This is a genomic window from Duganella qianjiadongensis, from assembly GCF_009857915.1.
GTDB lineage: Bacteria > Pseudomonadota > Gammaproteobacteria > Burkholderiales > Burkholderiaceae_D > Rugamonas > Rugamonas qianjiadongensis.
This window is the reverse complement of sequence record NZ_WWCM01000006.1, coordinates 65,443-79,655: the sequence shown is the minus strand read 5'-3', so window position 1 is coordinate 79,655 and position 14,213 is coordinate 65,443. Positions and strand designations below refer to the sequence as shown.

The 14,213-nt window shown below is 60.8% G+C and carries 11 protein-coding genes; 2 read left to right on the top strand and 9 right to left on the bottom strand.

Going from position 1 to position 14,213, the window contains the following annotated elements:
• Positions 1-2: 2 nt before the first annotated feature.
• The 5 genes from GTP27_RS10430 to GTP27_RS10410 form a co-directional block, all read right to left on the bottom strand.
• On the bottom strand, positions 3-923 hold the full coding sequence (locus GTP27_RS10430) for a hypothetical protein (RefSeq protein WP_161039123.1): 921 nt from the start codon (positions 921-923) through the stop codon (positions 3-5).
• A gap of 81 nt (positions 924-1,004) precedes the next feature.
• Entirely contained in the window at positions 1,005-2,732 is a 1,728-nt protein-coding gene (locus tag GTP27_RS24040; RefSeq protein ID WP_161039122.1) for a methyl-accepting chemotaxis protein, read from the bottom strand.
• Positions 2,733-2,854: 122 nt separating this feature from the next.
• Positions 2,855-4,036, bottom strand: coding sequence for a hypothetical protein (locus tag GTP27_RS10420; protein WP_161039121.1), 1,182 nt, complete (start codon positions 4,034-4,036; stop codon positions 2,855-2,857).
• On the bottom strand, positions 4,033-5,394 hold the full coding sequence (locus GTP27_RS10415; protein ID WP_161039120.1) for an amino acid permease: 1,362 nt from the start codon (positions 5,392-5,394) through the stop codon (positions 4,033-4,035). Before GTP27_RS10415 ends, GTP27_RS10420 begins: the two co-directional genes overlap by 4 nt.
• A gap of 66 nt (positions 5,395-5,460) precedes the next feature.
• Positions 5,461-5,958 carry a RidA family protein gene (locus GTP27_RS10410; RefSeq protein ID WP_229633646.1) on the bottom strand — a complete coding sequence of 166 codons (498 nt, stop codon included), beginning with the start codon at positions 5,956-5,958 and terminating at the stop codon, positions 5,461-5,463.
• 198 nt (positions 5,959-6,156) lie between these two features.
• On the opposite strand from GTP27_RS10410, the gene GTP27_RS10405 reads away from it, so the two are divergent.
• The gene (locus GTP27_RS10405; RefSeq protein ID WP_161039119.1) at positions 6,157-7,365 is read left to right on the top strand and encodes a cyanophycinase; all 1,209 of its coding nucleotides are present in this window, start codon (positions 6,157-6,159) and stop codon (positions 7,363-7,365) included.
• Between the two features lie 45 nt (positions 7,366-7,410).
• Here GTP27_RS10405 and GTP27_RS10400 read toward each other — a convergent pair whose 3' ends face one another.
• The 4 genes from GTP27_RS10400 to GTP27_RS10385 all read right to left on the bottom strand — a co-directional run bounded on the left by GTP27_RS10400 (position 7,411) and on the right by GTP27_RS10385 (position 13,045).
• A complete protein-coding gene (locus tag GTP27_RS10400) occupies positions 7,411-8,778 on the bottom strand; it encodes a wax ester/triacylglycerol synthase family O-acyltransferase (RefSeq protein WP_161039118.1) in 1,368 nt (455 codons plus the stop codon).
• Positions 8,779-8,832: 54 nt separating this feature from the next.
• The gene (locus GTP27_RS10395) at positions 8,833-10,401 is read right to left on the bottom strand and encodes a fatty acyl-CoA reductase (RefSeq protein ID WP_161039117.1); all 1,569 of its coding nucleotides are present in this window, start codon (positions 10,399-10,401) and stop codon (positions 8,833-8,835) included.
• 199 nt (positions 10,402-10,600) lie between these two features.
• Complete coding sequence (locus GTP27_RS10390) at positions 10,601-11,584, bottom strand: 2-dehydropantoate 2-reductase (RefSeq protein ID WP_161039116.1); 984 nt, start codon at positions 11,582-11,584, stop codon at positions 10,601-10,603.
• A 108-nt stretch (positions 11,585-11,692) separates the two neighbouring features.
• Positions 11,693-13,045, bottom strand: a complete 1,353-nt coding sequence (locus GTP27_RS10385; RefSeq protein ID WP_161039115.1) for an MFS transporter — start codon at positions 13,043-13,045, stop codon at positions 11,693-11,695.
• A gap of 152 nt (positions 13,046-13,197) precedes the next feature.
• Here GTP27_RS10385 and cyoA point away from each other — a divergent pair, with 152 nt between their 5' ends.
• The gene (cyoA, locus tag GTP27_RS10380; RefSeq protein ID WP_161039114.1) at positions 13,198-14,211 is read left to right on the top strand and encodes a ubiquinol oxidase subunit II; all 1,014 of its coding nucleotides are present in this window, start codon (positions 13,198-13,200) and stop codon (positions 14,209-14,211) included.
• Positions 14,212-14,213 lie beyond the last annotated feature (2 nt).

Here is a 14,213-nt window from a genome sequence, read left to right as displayed (position 1 = left end):
CCTTAGAACACGCTCATGGGAATGTCTAGGCCAGCAACGCCTAGTCCCACCACCATCGCGAAATTATCCTTAGTGCGGGCGGCATTGCAGAGGATATTGATATCGATCTGGTCCAGTTCAAGCCCGAATTTTTTCGGACCGCCGCGCGAGGGATGTACGCCGTATATGCCATCTGGCCCTTTGATTTCTAGCAGTTGGGGACCGCCGATTGCCGCAGGTTTGAGCGAACTGCATTTAGTCTTGAAGAATTGGGTAATCTGCGGATTATCCAAGTCGCGCTGTTTCTCGCGCTGTTTCTTGTACCACTTGCGGAACTTGCCAAAATCGTATTTGCTGATTGTGTAGCGTCCGGACTTTGGCGGCAGTATTTCTACCTCCGGGCCGTCTCTGTGCGCGAGGCGTATGCGGCCTTGCGCGAAATAGATGCTACCGATCTTGCCATCTGTTTCCGTTACGTATTGAATTTCTTCCGGTGTGAATTTACTGTCCACCGGCTTGATTAAGTCGAGCAATTGATAGACATTTCCGTAGGCGTTGGCGAGTAACTGGTCCAGCCGTTGCGGGCTCAGACCGGCTTTTGCAAACTGATCCAGATGCTGATCGCTCAGATTGGGATACTTTTCCTTAAGCTGGGTGTTGCTAAGTGCCAGTGTCGGTCTACGGTTCAGCATATTCTCAAAATATTGCGCCCGGCTAGTCAGGATGCTCTCCTGTTTGCGTTCGCAACGGTCCGCCAGAGCGGTCCAGGCCCGCTTGAATAGCGAGCTCGGCATGACCCGTCTCACGCGGAACACACCGGCGGCTTTTGCAACGGCATATTCGCGCCCGAAGATGGTGTGCAGGCTGCTGGAATTATCCGGAATTTTTTCCTGAAGTTTAAGGATGGCGTTATCGGCGTTGTTTCGTATTGAGATAATGGGCATAGTAGAAAATCGGTCAAAAGGTCCTGGGATTGGTAACCAGGCCCCTTCGATCGTTCGCTCAGCCCTGTGGCGCCATGCCGGTTAGAATTCTTCCCACTCGTCGGCCGCGGGTTTGGCCGCAGCGCGGAGCGGTTTGCTCTCTGCCTTTGCCGGAGCAGGCGCCGGAGTCGCCGTGCTGGCCTTGATTCTGGCAGGGCGGGACGGAGCTGCGGGCTGGGGTTCTCTGCGTGGCAGGGTGCGCGGTTTGCCGTGCTGCTGGGAATCGCCAGCGATCTGGAACACGGCTACCATCTGTGCCAGATTGGCCGCCTGTTCCTGCATGGCCTGCGAGGCTGCTGCGGCCTGTTCGACCAGCGCTGCATTCTGCTGGGTTACGTTATCCATTTCGGCCACAGCCTGATTAATCTGTTCGATGCCGATTTCCTGCTCACGCCCGGCTTCGCTGATCTCGCTGATGATGGAGTTCACCCGGCCCACGCTGCTGACGATTTCGTTCATGGTGCTGCCGGTTTCGTTGACCAGCGCGCTGCCGCTGCCCACTTTCTCGACCGAATCCGTGATCAGCGCCTTGATATCCTTGGCCGCAGCGGCCGAACGCTGGGCCAGATTGCGCACTTCGGTGGCGACAACGGCGAAGCCGCGCCCCTGTTCGCCGGCCCGTGCCGCCTCTACCGCCGCATTCAGTGCCAGAATATTGGTCTGGAAAGCGATGCCATCGATCACGCCGATAATGTCGGCAATCTTGTCGGACGACGCCGTAATCGAACCCATGGTATCGACCACGCGGCTCACCAGCGCGCCGCCCTTGATGGCGATTTCCGAGGCTGAACTGGCCAGCGCGCTGGCCTGGCGGGCATTCTCGGAATTCTGCCGCACGGTCGAGGTGAGCTCCTCCAGCGAGGAGGCGGTTTCTTCCAGACTGGCTGCCTGCTGTTCGGTACGGCGCGACAGATCCAGATTACCGGCGGCGATCTCGCTGCTGGCGGTGGCAATGGCATCACTGCCTTCGCGCACGCTGCGCACGGTGCCCGCCAATCTGTCCTGCATGTGCTTCAGGCCTACCATCATGGCACCCATTTCATCGTCCCGGCTGCGCTCGATCTGATTCGATAGATTGCCCTGAGCCATGGCCTCGAAATGGTTGCGGGTTTCTTCCAGCGGCAGCATCACTGCGCGCAACAACATCATGCCCGATATGCCGGCCAGAGCTATGCCTATCGCCACGGCTGCAATGGAGAACATCATGCTGCGCGAGTAGTCGGTCTGGCTTTCCTGATATTGCTGGCCCGTGTGTTCGAGCTGGTAGGCAGTCAGCTTTTCATTCGCTTCAAGGTAAAGGCGGAATAGCCGGGTGATTTCGCTAAGCATCAGGCGGCGGATTTCGGGCTCATTTTTTCCCTCCAGCGCTTTGATTGCTGGCAGCAGGCCGTCCTTGATCAAGGCTTGCCGCTTCGCATCAGCCTGCTCGGCCAGCGCCTTTTCTCCCGGGCCGAAGGGCAGGGACAGATAACGCTTCCAGTATTTGTCGCTGCCGTCGATAAAGCCCTGCGACCGCTTGAGCGGATCCTGCGAGATGGGGTTGTCGGGATCAAGCGCCACCCGGTCCAGTGACAGACGGGCCCGATCTATCTGGATCTGCGATTCGTAAATGGACTGCATCGATACCATGGCGTTGCCATATACATCTTTCAGAATATCGTTGCTTTTTCGCAACTCAAAGATGCCTAGCGCACCGAGAAACAGTATCAGCAGACCCAGTAGTGCAATGGTTCCTGTCAGGCGGGTGCGTATGGTGAGCCGGTCTAACATAGTGATCTCCGTGTTTTATGGGAACGGACGCAATAGACGCGACTACGGCTGGGACGCGACTTGCGTAACACTACTTAGGCTAATGGAGCGCTTACCAAAAGGCAAGAACTGCCCGGCACCATTTAATCGGCGGCGTTTAACATTTCGCCAAGCGCCTGCAGTCTGGCAGGGCGCAACAGGCCGTAGTTATAGAAGGATAGCTGCTGTATGCCCAGTTGAGAAAGATGCCTGATGGCGGTGGCGGTTTGTACACCGTCGCCCAGATCTGGTGACCCGGGGCGCAGAATGGCGCGCAACCTGGCACTGCCGCCGGCTCGGCGTATGCAATCCCATGCGTCGCTGGCGACGGCTTCGGCATCGGGCTCGTAGAACGGCACTTCGATCCAGTCCGCTACCCTGGCTAGGGCGGCCAGATCCATGCCTTCCAGCCAGTTGCTGGCGGTAGGCCGCTGTACCGTTGCAATGACGGCGAGTTCTACCTGCGCCGGTATGGCGGTGCGGATAGCTGCGACCAGATCGGTGACGCGCTGCTGGCGCAGGCGCAGCCATGGCGCAAGATCGGCCATGGCCAGCAGGTCGGCCTGCAGCCATGCTTGCGCCTGTGCCGGCGTGGCATCGACCGGTGCCTGCAGATAGCTCTCGACGGAAGCGGCGATTGTGCTGCGCAAACCGGCCATATCGAGTCCGGCCTGCTTACCGGCGGCCATGCAGGCATCGCAGCAGCATAGGGCCAGCATGCTATCGAGCCAGACATTGCTGCGCAGCTGGGCAAATTCGTGGTGATAGCCATGCGCATACGGTAGCCAGCCCGGAGTTTCCAGTACCAGCGAGCGCACGCCGCGGCTGGCGATGTCGGCGCAGAGCGCGACGGCATAGTCGAATACGGCTGCCTGCATGGGACAGAGACTGTAGATATAGCGGTCACCGAACACATTGCTTGCCGTGTATTCGGGATGCAGGCTGCCGAGGCGGCTGTTATGCAGCAGCACCGTCCAGGCATGAATATCGAGTCTGCCATCGGCCACCAGATCGGGCAGCACGCGGCGCATGGCCGGATCGGAATGGGCCAGCGGCTTCAGTTCGCCATAGCGTTGCAGGTCCGGTTCAAAATACACCACGCCATCTTCAGGGAAGATCACGCGCGGCGCGGCGCCAGCATGGGGGCGCAGGAACTTGCCGGCATGGTAGCTGACAGCCAGTGTGGCGCCGTTCATGCCCAGTTGCTGCAAGCGCTGCACGTGTTGCGCCGCATGGGCCACATCCCACGGATAGCAATACAGGCTGCGCCCCGCAGGCGTGCTCAAGCCCGGGTCTCCTGCTCCGATTTGCCGCGCAGACGGTAGCCGATAGCCAGCGCTGCCAGCCAGAGCGGAATCAGATACACCGAGAGCTGCAGGTCAGGGGTGAGGAACATCACTACCAGTATGCCCAGCAGGAAGGCCAGGCACAGATAATTGGTGTAGGGATGGGCCGGGCTGCGGAAGCCGGTGCTCTGACCTGCCGCCAGCTTGCTGGCACGGAAGCGCAGGTGTATCCAGCTGATCAAGGCCCAGTTGATGATCAGTGCCGACACCACCAGTCCCATCAGGAAGCCGAAGGCTTTGCCCGGCATCAGATAGTTAAGCACGATACAGATGCCGGTGGCCAGCGCCGAGACAGCCAGCGCCATGACAGGCACGCCGCGTCCGTTGACATCGAGCAGTGCGCGCGGGGCATTGCCCTGTTTAGCCAGACCGTACAGCATGCGGGTGTTGGAATACACGCCGCTGTTGTACACGGACAGTGCAGCGGTCAGCACCACCACATTCAGTACGTGCGCCACCAGATTGCTATTGAGCGCATGGAAGATCAGCACGAAGGGACTTCCGCCGCTCACCACTTTCTCCCAGGGATAGAGCGACAGCAGGATACCCAGTGCACCGATGTAGAAGATCAGAATGCGGTAGATGGCCTGATTGGTCGCCTTGGGAATGCTGTGCGCGGGATTGTCCGCTTCCGCTGCCGTGATGCCTATCAGCTCCAGACCACCGAACGAGAACATGATGACGGCCATCGCCATCAGCATGCCGCTCACGCCGTTGGGGAAGAAGCCGCCGTGCTGCCACAGATTGGCGATGCTGGCCTGCTCGCCTGCGCTGCCCGAGATCAGCAGGTAGGCGCCGAATGCGATCATGCCGACGATGGCAACCACCTTGATGATGGCGAACCAGAATTCCATCTCGCCAAACGCTTTCACGTTCGACAGGCTGATGGCATTGATAATCAGGAAGAAGGCCAGTGCCGAAACCCAGGTGGGAATAGCTGGCCACCAGTACTGCACGTAGATGCCGACGGCAGAGAGTTCCGCCATGCTGACCAGTACATACAGCACCCAGTAATTCCAGCCCGACATGAAGCCGGCCCAGTGACCGCAGTATTTATCGGCGAAATAGCTGAACGAGCCTGCCACCGGTTCATCCACCACCATTTCGCCCAGCTGGCGCATGATGAGAAAGGCGATGACACCGGCAATGGCATAGCCGAGCAGAACGGAGGGGCCGGCCATCTGTATGGTCTGGGCGATGCCGAGAAACAGGCCGGTACCGATGGCACCGCCAAGGGCGATAAGCTGGATATGGCGGCTTTTCAGTCCGCGCCGGAGTTGATTCTGCTGTGCTGCCATTGCTGCCCTCGGTTGTTGCGCAAAGTGACGATTCTATAGCAGAAATAGCAAAATCGAGATGGCGAATTACAGACGGCGTGGCAGGTAGGCAATGCATTCGATTTCGACTTCACCGCCCAGTGCGAGTGCGCTTACTCCCATGGCGCTGCGGGCGGGCAGCCGCTCGGGGCGGAAATAGCCGGTGTAGATGCGGTTGAAATCGCCCCACTTGCTCATATCCGTCAGCATCACCGTGCATTTGACCACATCATCCATGTTGAGGTTATGGCCTTTGAGGATGGCGGCGATATTCTCCATGGCCTGCTTGCTTTGCGCTTCGAAACCTTTGACCAGTCCGCCCGGTCCGGTGCCGAGCTGGCCGGAGATGAAAATATAGTCACCGGCCCGTACTGCCAGCGAAAATGGCAGACCCGCTTCGGCGCCTTTGTTATAGAACTGGGTAGCCTGTGCTGCCGGTGCTGCGTACAGGGCCGCCAGCAGAGCGACTGACAGGCAGGGCAGCAGCAGACGGCGCAGCGCCGGATGGCTGATAGGCTGGACTACATGGTGAGGCAATGGCTGCAAGACAGGCTCCTGTGAGAGGTCTTAACCGACAGTAAATTATAGGCAGCGCGGCACGCCGAAGTAAATCATTGCTCAGATTGGTGCAAAATAGCGCTGCCAGATTGTCGCAAATATCAGTATGCTGTAGCCCTTTTCAGGCGCAGGGACGGGTTTTGGCGGGTTTTTCTGTGCAAACAGCATATTTTCCGGAGAAGGTTTATGAAGCGGTGGCTGGGCTGGCTGGTAGCGGGGTTGATCTGGTGCACACAGAGTAGCGCAGCGGACGCAGTGCCGCCGCAGGGTGCGCTGGTGATTATCGGCGGTGCGCTGCGGGCGGATAACGCTGTGATCTGGCAGCGGATCGTCGCACTATCGGGCGGCGCCGGCGCCCGCATCGCCGTGCTGCCTACGGCAGCGGGCAATCCCGAGCGCTCGGGCAGGAATATCGCAGCGCAGCTGAACCGCCATGGCGCTGCGGCGTTTGTCGTGCCGCTGGCCCCGGCTTACAAGCAGCGTGATTACCGCCGCGACGCGGAAGATGAACAGCTGGCGCAGAACATACGGCAGGCGGGCGGCGTGTACTTTGCCGGTGGCGACCAGACCCGCATCACCCGCGCGCTGGTGCGGCCCGACGGCAGCCGGACGGCCGTGCTGCAGGCGATCTGGGAGATGTATGAGCGTGGCGGCGTGATTGCGGGTACCAGCGCCGGCGCCGCCATCATGAGCAGCACCATGTATGACGAGACGCGCAGCGTGATCGATACACTCACGAGCGGCGTCAGCGATGGCGCCGAACTGGCGCCCGGACTGGGCTTCATCGGCAACGACATCTTCGTCGACCAGCACCTGCTGGCGCGCGGGCGCTTTGCGCGCATGCTGCCAGCCATGCTGAAGAAGGGCTACAAACTAGGGCTGGGGATAGACGAAAACACTGCGCTGGTCATACGCGGCCAGCGCGACGTGGAGGTACTCGGCTATCAGGGCGCTTTGTTGCTCGACCTGCAGCAGGCCACGGTCGATGGCGCGCTGGCGCAGTTCAACCTGAGCAATGCCCGTATCAGCTATTACGACCGCGGCGACCGCTTCGAGCTGCCCAGCGGCCGTTACACCCCTTCTGCGGACAAAATCGATGGCAAGGTCGATCCTGCCCATCCGGCCAATCGGCAGCCCGTCTATTCGAGCGATATTCTGGGGCATAACGCTGTGCTGATCCTGATGGAACGTCTGATCGACAATGTGCATACGCAGGCGCTAGGCATCGCCACTGCGGCGCCGGGCGAGCCCCATCCGGAGCTGGGCTACGAGTTCAAATTCAGCCGTGTTGCGGAGAGCGAAGGCTATGAATCGGCCAGCTCGGAAGCCTATACCGTGCTGCGCCTGCGGCTGGATGTGCGGCCCCTGCAGATCAGCCAGCCCTGGTACCGCTAGCCGCCGTCCGGCAAATGATGGCGGCTAGCGGATGCTGGGCGGCATTCAGGAGCCAGTAGCTAGGGCAGTGCCGCCAGCCAGTTCGGCACTGCTCTGTGGCGCCACCGCGCCGGCGGTGGCCAGCTGCAGTTCTTCGAAGGCTTCGTAGGTGAGTGCCATCAGCCGGTCGGGATCAGGCACCAGATCGGTATCGACAAACAGGGCCAGCTGAATCTGGCCGGCGTAGGAAATGAAGGCCAGACCGACGCCCAGCTTGCCCGCCTGTGGTACCCAGCAGATCAGATCCGTCATGCGCGAGCCAGCCAGATAGCGGCGGCTCACCGGCCCTTCGATATTGGTCAGTACCACCGAGCCTTTCGAAGTGAACAGGTTCAGGGCAAAGTGCTGCAATGCCGTAGGCAGGCAGCCGGCGATAGACAGGAAGGCCATGGTGGCGCGCGGCTGGTGCGAGCGCTTGATGGCCGTCATGCGCGCGCTGGCCTGACGTAGGCGCAGGCGCGGGTCGTCCACATTGGTCGGCAGATCGACTGCCACCAGACCGAATTCATTGCCGAGCTGGAAGGCGTTGGCTTTCTCGCGCAGGTTGAAGGTGACCGCAGCGCGCAGGGCACGGCCGTCCGGACGCTGGCCATGTTCATCGAGATATTTGCGCAAGGCGCCCGAAACGGCAGCTACCCACACGTCGTTGAGCGTCACGCCCATGCGCTTGGACATGGCACGGACCCGCTCCATATCCAGCGGCGGCAGCCAGACCAGCTGCTTTTCACCTGTCATCGGCGCTTTGAAGCGGCTATGCGCATCGGGCCACAGTAGCGACAGACGGCTGACGTGGAAGGCGATCTTCAGCCACGAAATCCCGCGCGCCACGGCCGAACAGACGGCGTTATGCGCCACCGTAGCGCGGTGCGGGTGACCCACTGGCGACGGGGTGCGGCCATGCAGGCCGTTGTCGTCGGTCAGGTGGTTCAGCACATGGACCAGACCTAGTCCGTCGGTTATGCAGTGGTGCACGCGGAAGACGATGGCGTGGCCACCGTTGACGCGATCGAGCACCGTCATATGCCACATGGGACGGTCGCGTTCCAGCGGCAGGTGGGCCAGGCGCGTCATATGGCTCTGCAGGTCGGCGCGGCTGACATCCTGTGCCATCTGCTCCAGCTTGATATGACGATTGATGTCGAAGCTGTCGTCCTCCACCCAGTGGGGGCGGCCATGGCGCTGCACGACCTTCTGGGTAAAGCGCGGATAGTTGGGCAGGCGGAGAGCGATGGTCGATACCAGTCGTTCCATATCGACTGCACCCTCGAACAGCAGGATACTGTTGATGACCATCAGATTGCGCGCGGTGTCCATGCGGTGCCATGCATAGTCGCGCCGGGTCATGGCCGCTGGGGCTGCGTTTGCTTTGCTCATGTGCTGCTGTCTCCTCCTGTGGCGCCGCATCTGTGGCGGCGTCCATCTGTTTTTTTATAACGGCGTTGCCGGTGCCGCCTGTTCTACTGCATGCTGGGCAGTCTGCGCTGCCTCGGGTACTGCGGCTGCCGCGGCCTGCGCCTCGGCGGATTTCGGTGCCCGTGGCCGCAGGGCATAGCGGTTCAGCCCCGCCATGTGGATGTGGCACAGGTATTCCCGCCAGTCGATACGCGTACTATCGACATTGAAGCGGGCGCGCTCTTCGCTGCCGAAGCGGCGCGCCAGCGCCATCAGCGAACTATTGTGGAAGGTGTAGCGCGGCGCCGTGTAGAACGAGAACGTCAGCGCCAGTAGCTGGGTGGTGCGCAGGGCTTCCAGTCTGGGCGTATCGCCAGCTCCCAGCAGGCGGCGTATGCCGCTCCAGCCGGTGGCAGCCAGGCGCATGGCACGCAGCAGGAGCAGAAACACAGGGCGGCTGACGACGCGGAAATTATGCTTGGGCTGGCGGTAGAACAGACGTTCGTACTGCTGCCAGTTGCGCTGCGATTCGCCCTGTATCAGTTCGATGACGCCACCCACCGTGATGGGTTGGGAGGAGCCGGTACAAGCCTGATAGATGCGTGTGGCCGGCGCTTCCAGCATGGCTTCGGCAGCGGCCAGCAGCACGCTGTTGGCGACGATATCGGCGGGAACGATGTCGACGATTTCGTCGGCCTTGGCCGGGAAGAAGCTGGTCTTACCGCGCGCGTAGGCAAGAATGATGGCGTCGGCCACTTTGACGCCCTCGATCCAGCCTGGCACCGGTTCCTGCAGCGTGCTTTCGATGATGGAGGGGCGCACGATAGTCAGTGCACGGCCGCGCATGGCGCGCATGGCCAGCTGCTCGCCCATCCATTTGGTGAAGGTGTAGGTGTCGTTCCAGCCGTGGTAGTTAGCTTCGGCGATGCCCAGTTCGGTCAGGCGCCGTTCCAGTTCTGCCGCATCACTGGTGCTGGCGCGCACCTGTGCGATGCGGTGTTCGAGATGCTTCTGCAGCGCATACAGGTCGTAATAGCCGTCGCCATGACGGGGTATCGATGCGCGCGCCGGCGTCACGTTCTGCTCGCGCATATCGCCCCGGTTGTAGCCGTTGACATAGCAGGTCGATACCTGCACCAGCGGCGCATGGTTGGCATGGGTCAGCTCGGCAATATGCTCGACGCTTTGCGCATTGATCGCCAGCGCTTCATCGAGCGCCTCGCGGAAGTTCACGCTGGCCGCAGCATTGATCACCAGATCGACGCGCCGCGCCAGTGCGTGGAACTCTGCCGACGGCAGGCCGAACCACGGCGCCGTGACCTCGCCCGTCACGCACTCGATGCGCTCGGCAAAGAACCGGGCCAGATAGGCAGGCTGCTCGGCACGCAGGCGATCGAAGATGGACGAGGTGGCGATATCGCGTTCAAAGCGCTGGCGCGCGTCGCTGCCGTTGGCGCCAGCGCGGATCAGCAGGATGATGCGGCCGATGTCGGGCACGCTGCGCACCAGCTTTTCCAGCACGACTTTGGCGAGAAAGCCGGTACTTCCGGTAATCAGGACGCGTTTGCCGGACAGCGCCGCGTGCACATTCAAGGCTGGCTTCATAGTGTTCTCGGATACGGTATCAATACTGCAATGAACCGATCTTAGAGCGAAACCACTTTATTTCCGGATGCTATAGACTGGCTTGGGGAGCCAAACACATGGCTGGACGAGTCATGCGGCGCTAGTCACTGGAGAAACTGGTGTGGCCGGTATGGCAACATTGAGGCATTTGCGCAACGTTGCCGGGGCCGCTGTCCCGTCAAGCCTGCGGATACAGACCGTGCACGCGCCCAAACAGGCGGGTCAGACCCAGCACGGCATCGATGAAAGGCGTGGCCACGCCGACCCGCTGGCCGATTTCGCGTACCGCAGTCACCAGCGCATCGAGTTCCAGACTGCGTCCGCCTTCGGCGTCCTGCAACATCGAGCTTTTGAAGGCGCCCAGTTTGCGCGTCACAAGATGGCGCTGTTCCGGCGTTTCCGCGATAGGGCAGCCGATCAGTGCGCCGATCTGCTGCGCCTCGCGCATGGCGGCGCGGCAGAACTCGGCCACCAGCTGGTCATCGAGGATGCGGTCAGCCGTTGCGCCGGTGATGGCGGAAACGGGATTGAGCGTCATATTGCCCCACAGCTTGTACCAGATATCCTGGCGGATATTGGCCGTCACCTTGACCTCGAAACCGGCCGTCCGCAAGAGCTGGCCCAGTGCCTCGGCGCGAGGCGACAGGCTGCCATCCGGCTCGCCGATTATCAGCCCGTTGCCCATCTTATGGCTGACCAGACCTGCTTCCGGTGTGGAAGTGCTGGCATGGACCACGCAGCCCAATACCTGCGTAGCGGGCAGGGTGGCGGCAATCAGGCCGCCAGGATCGACGCTTTGCAGCGCTTCGCTGCCCATGCGGGTGCTGCCCTGACCGAACCACCACGGCACGCCATTCATGGCCGGTAGAATGACCGTTTGCGGGCCCATCATGGGGGTGATCTGCCGCGCCACAGCGGCCAGCGACTGGCCTTTGACCGCGATAATCAGCACATCCTGCACGCCGAGTTTGCTCGCGTCGTCGCTGGCGTGACAGGGGGCTTGCAGCAATTCGTCGCCCATCTGCAGGCGCCAGCCATGCTGGTGCAGCGCAGCCAGGGTTGCGCCACGCGCGTAAGCACTCAGCTGGCACTGGCCTGCGCGTGCCAGCCGTGTGCCGATAAAGCCGCCGATGGCGCCGGCGCCGACGATTGCTACTTTCATGGGACTCCCCTCGTATCAAAAGCTGGCTATTTTGCCATGTTTTCAATGTAAAAACGCCAGCGCCGGAAAATCCGTGCGCTGGCGTCGGGGTGGGGCAGGGTGGACTAATTAGTTACGGATGTCGAGTGCGCGGTTCAGGCTCAGGGCGGCCAGCGAGCAGACAGCACCGGACAGCAGGTACAGGCCGACGTAAGCCAGACCGAACTGCGAGGAGACGCCCAGTGCCACCAGCGGAGCAAAGCCTGCGCCCACCAGCCACGCCAGATCGGAGGTGAAGGCGGCGCCCGTGTAGCGATACTGCGACGGGAAGTTGGCCGTGACGGCACCGGCAGCCTGGCCGTAGGACAGGCCCAGCAGCGCGAAGCCCACCATGATGAAGGTGTTCTGGCCAGCTTCGCCACCATCGAGCATCATCGGCACGAACACGCTGAACACGGCGATCAGCGAAGCCAGCGTACCGAGCGTGCGGCGGCGGCCGATGCGGTCGGCAATGATGCCGGAAGCGACCACGCCGATCGCCATCAGCACCACGCCCAGCATCTGGGTGGCGAGGAAGTCCGTCATGTTACGGGGCGAATAGATGGTGATCCACGACAGCGGGAACACCGTCACCAGGTGGAACAGGGCATAGCTGGCCAGAGCGGCAAGGGCGCCGATGATCAGGTTGCGGCCTTGCGAACGGGCCATTTCGATCACGCTGGTAGGCTGCAGTTCGCGCTCTTCCAGCAAATGGGTGTATTCGTTGGTGGAAATCAGGCGCAGACGGGCAAACAGTGCCACCACGTTAATGGCAAAGGCCACGTAGAAGGGATAACGCCAGCCCCAGTCCATAAAGTCCAGATCCGTGAGGTTGCCAAGCAGGTACCAGAACAGGCCGGCGGCGAGGAAGAAGCCCACCGGTGCGCCCAGCTGGCCCAGCATGGCGTACCAGCCGCGCTTTTCTTCCGGCGCATTCAGCGCCAGCAAGGACGGCAGACCATCCCACGAACCGCCGAGCGCCAGACCTTGTCCTATCCGCAGGATGGACAGAATGATAATGGCATACACCCCGATTTCGGTGTAGGTGGGCAGGAAAGCGATGCCGGCCGTGGTCGAGCCGAGTAGGAATAATGCAACAGTGAGCTTGACTTCGCGCCCGTAGCGCCGCTGGATGGCCATCGAAATGACGGTGCCTATCGGCCTTGCAATGAAAGCAAAAGCAAATATAGTGAATGCGTACAACGTTCCTTCCAGCCGCCCGTCGAACGGGAATAGCATGGACGGGAATACCAGCACTGAGGCAATGGCATAGACAAAGAAGTCAAAGTACTCGGAGGCCCGGCCTATCACCACGCCGACGGCAATTTCACCCGGTGAAATTGCGTGATCGTCTGTGTTGATCCGCCGTGCGTCGTCCGCACTTTGGTGTGGAGGAAAATCGGCAGCGATGCTGCCCCCATGAGGTGTATTCATGTTGGCCATAATCTTTGTCTCACTAGTTGTTTATTTTATAAGTGCTGCGCAACATCAAATTCAGGATGGGCCACAGGGTAGGACAAAGTGTCCAATCCCAATAATTTGGTGTTGTGTGTACAGTGGCACGATCCTCCCACTCTGTACAGCACTTTTATCGCATGATACATAAACTCGCCCAACGCGGGCTGTTCGTTGCCGCACTTATTGCGCTTGCAGGATGCAATACAGTCGTCATGAATCCGTCCGGAGATATTGCCCAGCAACAAAGCCACCTGATCATGGTGTCTACTGCTCTGATGTTGCTGATTATCGTACCCGTCATCGTCCTGACGCTGCTGTTTGCGTGGCGTTACCGCAAAAACAACACTGCGGCCAAGTACGAGCCCGACTGGGATCACTCGACCCGTCTGGAACTGGTGATCTGGGGTGCGCCGCTGCTGATCATCATCGCGCTGGGTCTGCTGACCTGGATCAGCACCCACTTGCTGGACCCTTACCGTCCGCTGACGCGCCTCGATGCCAGCCGTCCCGTTTCGGCCGCCGTCAAGCCGCTGGAAGTGGAAGTGGTGGCGCTGGACTGGAAATGGCTGTTTATCTACCCTGAGCAGGGCGTGGCGACCATTAACGAGCTGTACGCTCCGGTGGATGTGCCCGTACGCTTCAAGATCACGGCGACCGAAGTGATGAACTCGTTCTACATTCCTGCACTGGCCGGCCAGATCTACGCCATGCCGGGCATGGAAACCCAGCTGAACGCTGTCATCAACAAGGCGGGCGTGTACGAAGGCTTCTCCGCCAACTACAGCGGCGCCGGCTTCTCGCACATGCGCTTCAAGTTCTACGGCACCACACAGGCCGATTTCGACAAGTGGGTAGACAGCACCCGCGCCAGCAGCGAAACGCTGGACCGCGCCACCTACACCGAAGTGGCCAAGCCTAGCGAACGCGGGCCGGTACGCCGCTTCGGCAAAGTCGATGCCGATCTGTACGAAGCTATCGTCAACCGCTGTGTCGACCGCAATGCCACCTGCATCCGCGAAATGGTTGCAGAAGATGAAGCCCGCGCTACCCGCGCTGCCACCAGTGTTTCGCTGGCCGCAGAACGCAGCGCCCGCCGCATCGCCCAGGCCAGCATCGATGAAGTTTGCATCACCCCAACCAAGAAGAACTGACC

Excerpts from the sequence above, each read along its gene's own strand:
- GTP27_RS10400 (WP_161039118.1), bottom strand. The coding sequence starts at position 8,778 with ATGAGCAAAGCAAACGCAGCCCCAGCGGCCATGACCCGGCGCGACTAT.
- GTP27_RS10390 (WP_161039116.1), bottom strand. The coding sequence starts at position 11,584 with ATGAAAGTAGCAATCGTCGGCGCCGGCGCCATCGGCGGCTTTATCGGC.
- GTP27_RS10430 (WP_161039123.1), bottom strand. The coding sequence starts at position 923 with ATGCCCATTATCTCAATACGAAACAACGCCGATAACGCCATCCTTAAA.
- GTP27_RS10405 (WP_161039119.1), top strand. The coding sequence starts at position 6,157 with ATGAAGCGGTGGCTGGGCTGGCTGGTAGCGGGGTTGATCTGGTGCACA.
- GTP27_RS10385 (WP_161039115.1), bottom strand. The coding sequence starts at position 13,045 with ATGGCCAACATGAATACACCTCATGGGGGCAGCATCGCTGCCGATTTT.
- cyoA (WP_161039114.1), top strand. The coding sequence starts at position 13,198 with ATGATACATAAACTCGCCCAACGCGGGCTGTTCGTTGCCGCACTTATT.
- GTP27_RS10395 (WP_161039117.1), bottom strand. The coding sequence starts at position 10,401 with ATGAAGCCAGCCTTGAATGTGCACGCGGCGCTGTCCGGCAAACGCGTC.
- GTP27_RS24040 (WP_161039122.1), bottom strand. The coding sequence starts at position 2,732 with ATGTTAGACCGGCTCACCATACGCACCCGCCTGACAGGAACCATTGCA.
- GTP27_RS10415 (WP_161039120.1), bottom strand. The coding sequence starts at position 5,394 with ATGGCAGCACAGCAGAATCAACTCCGGCGCGGACTGAAAAGCCGCCAT.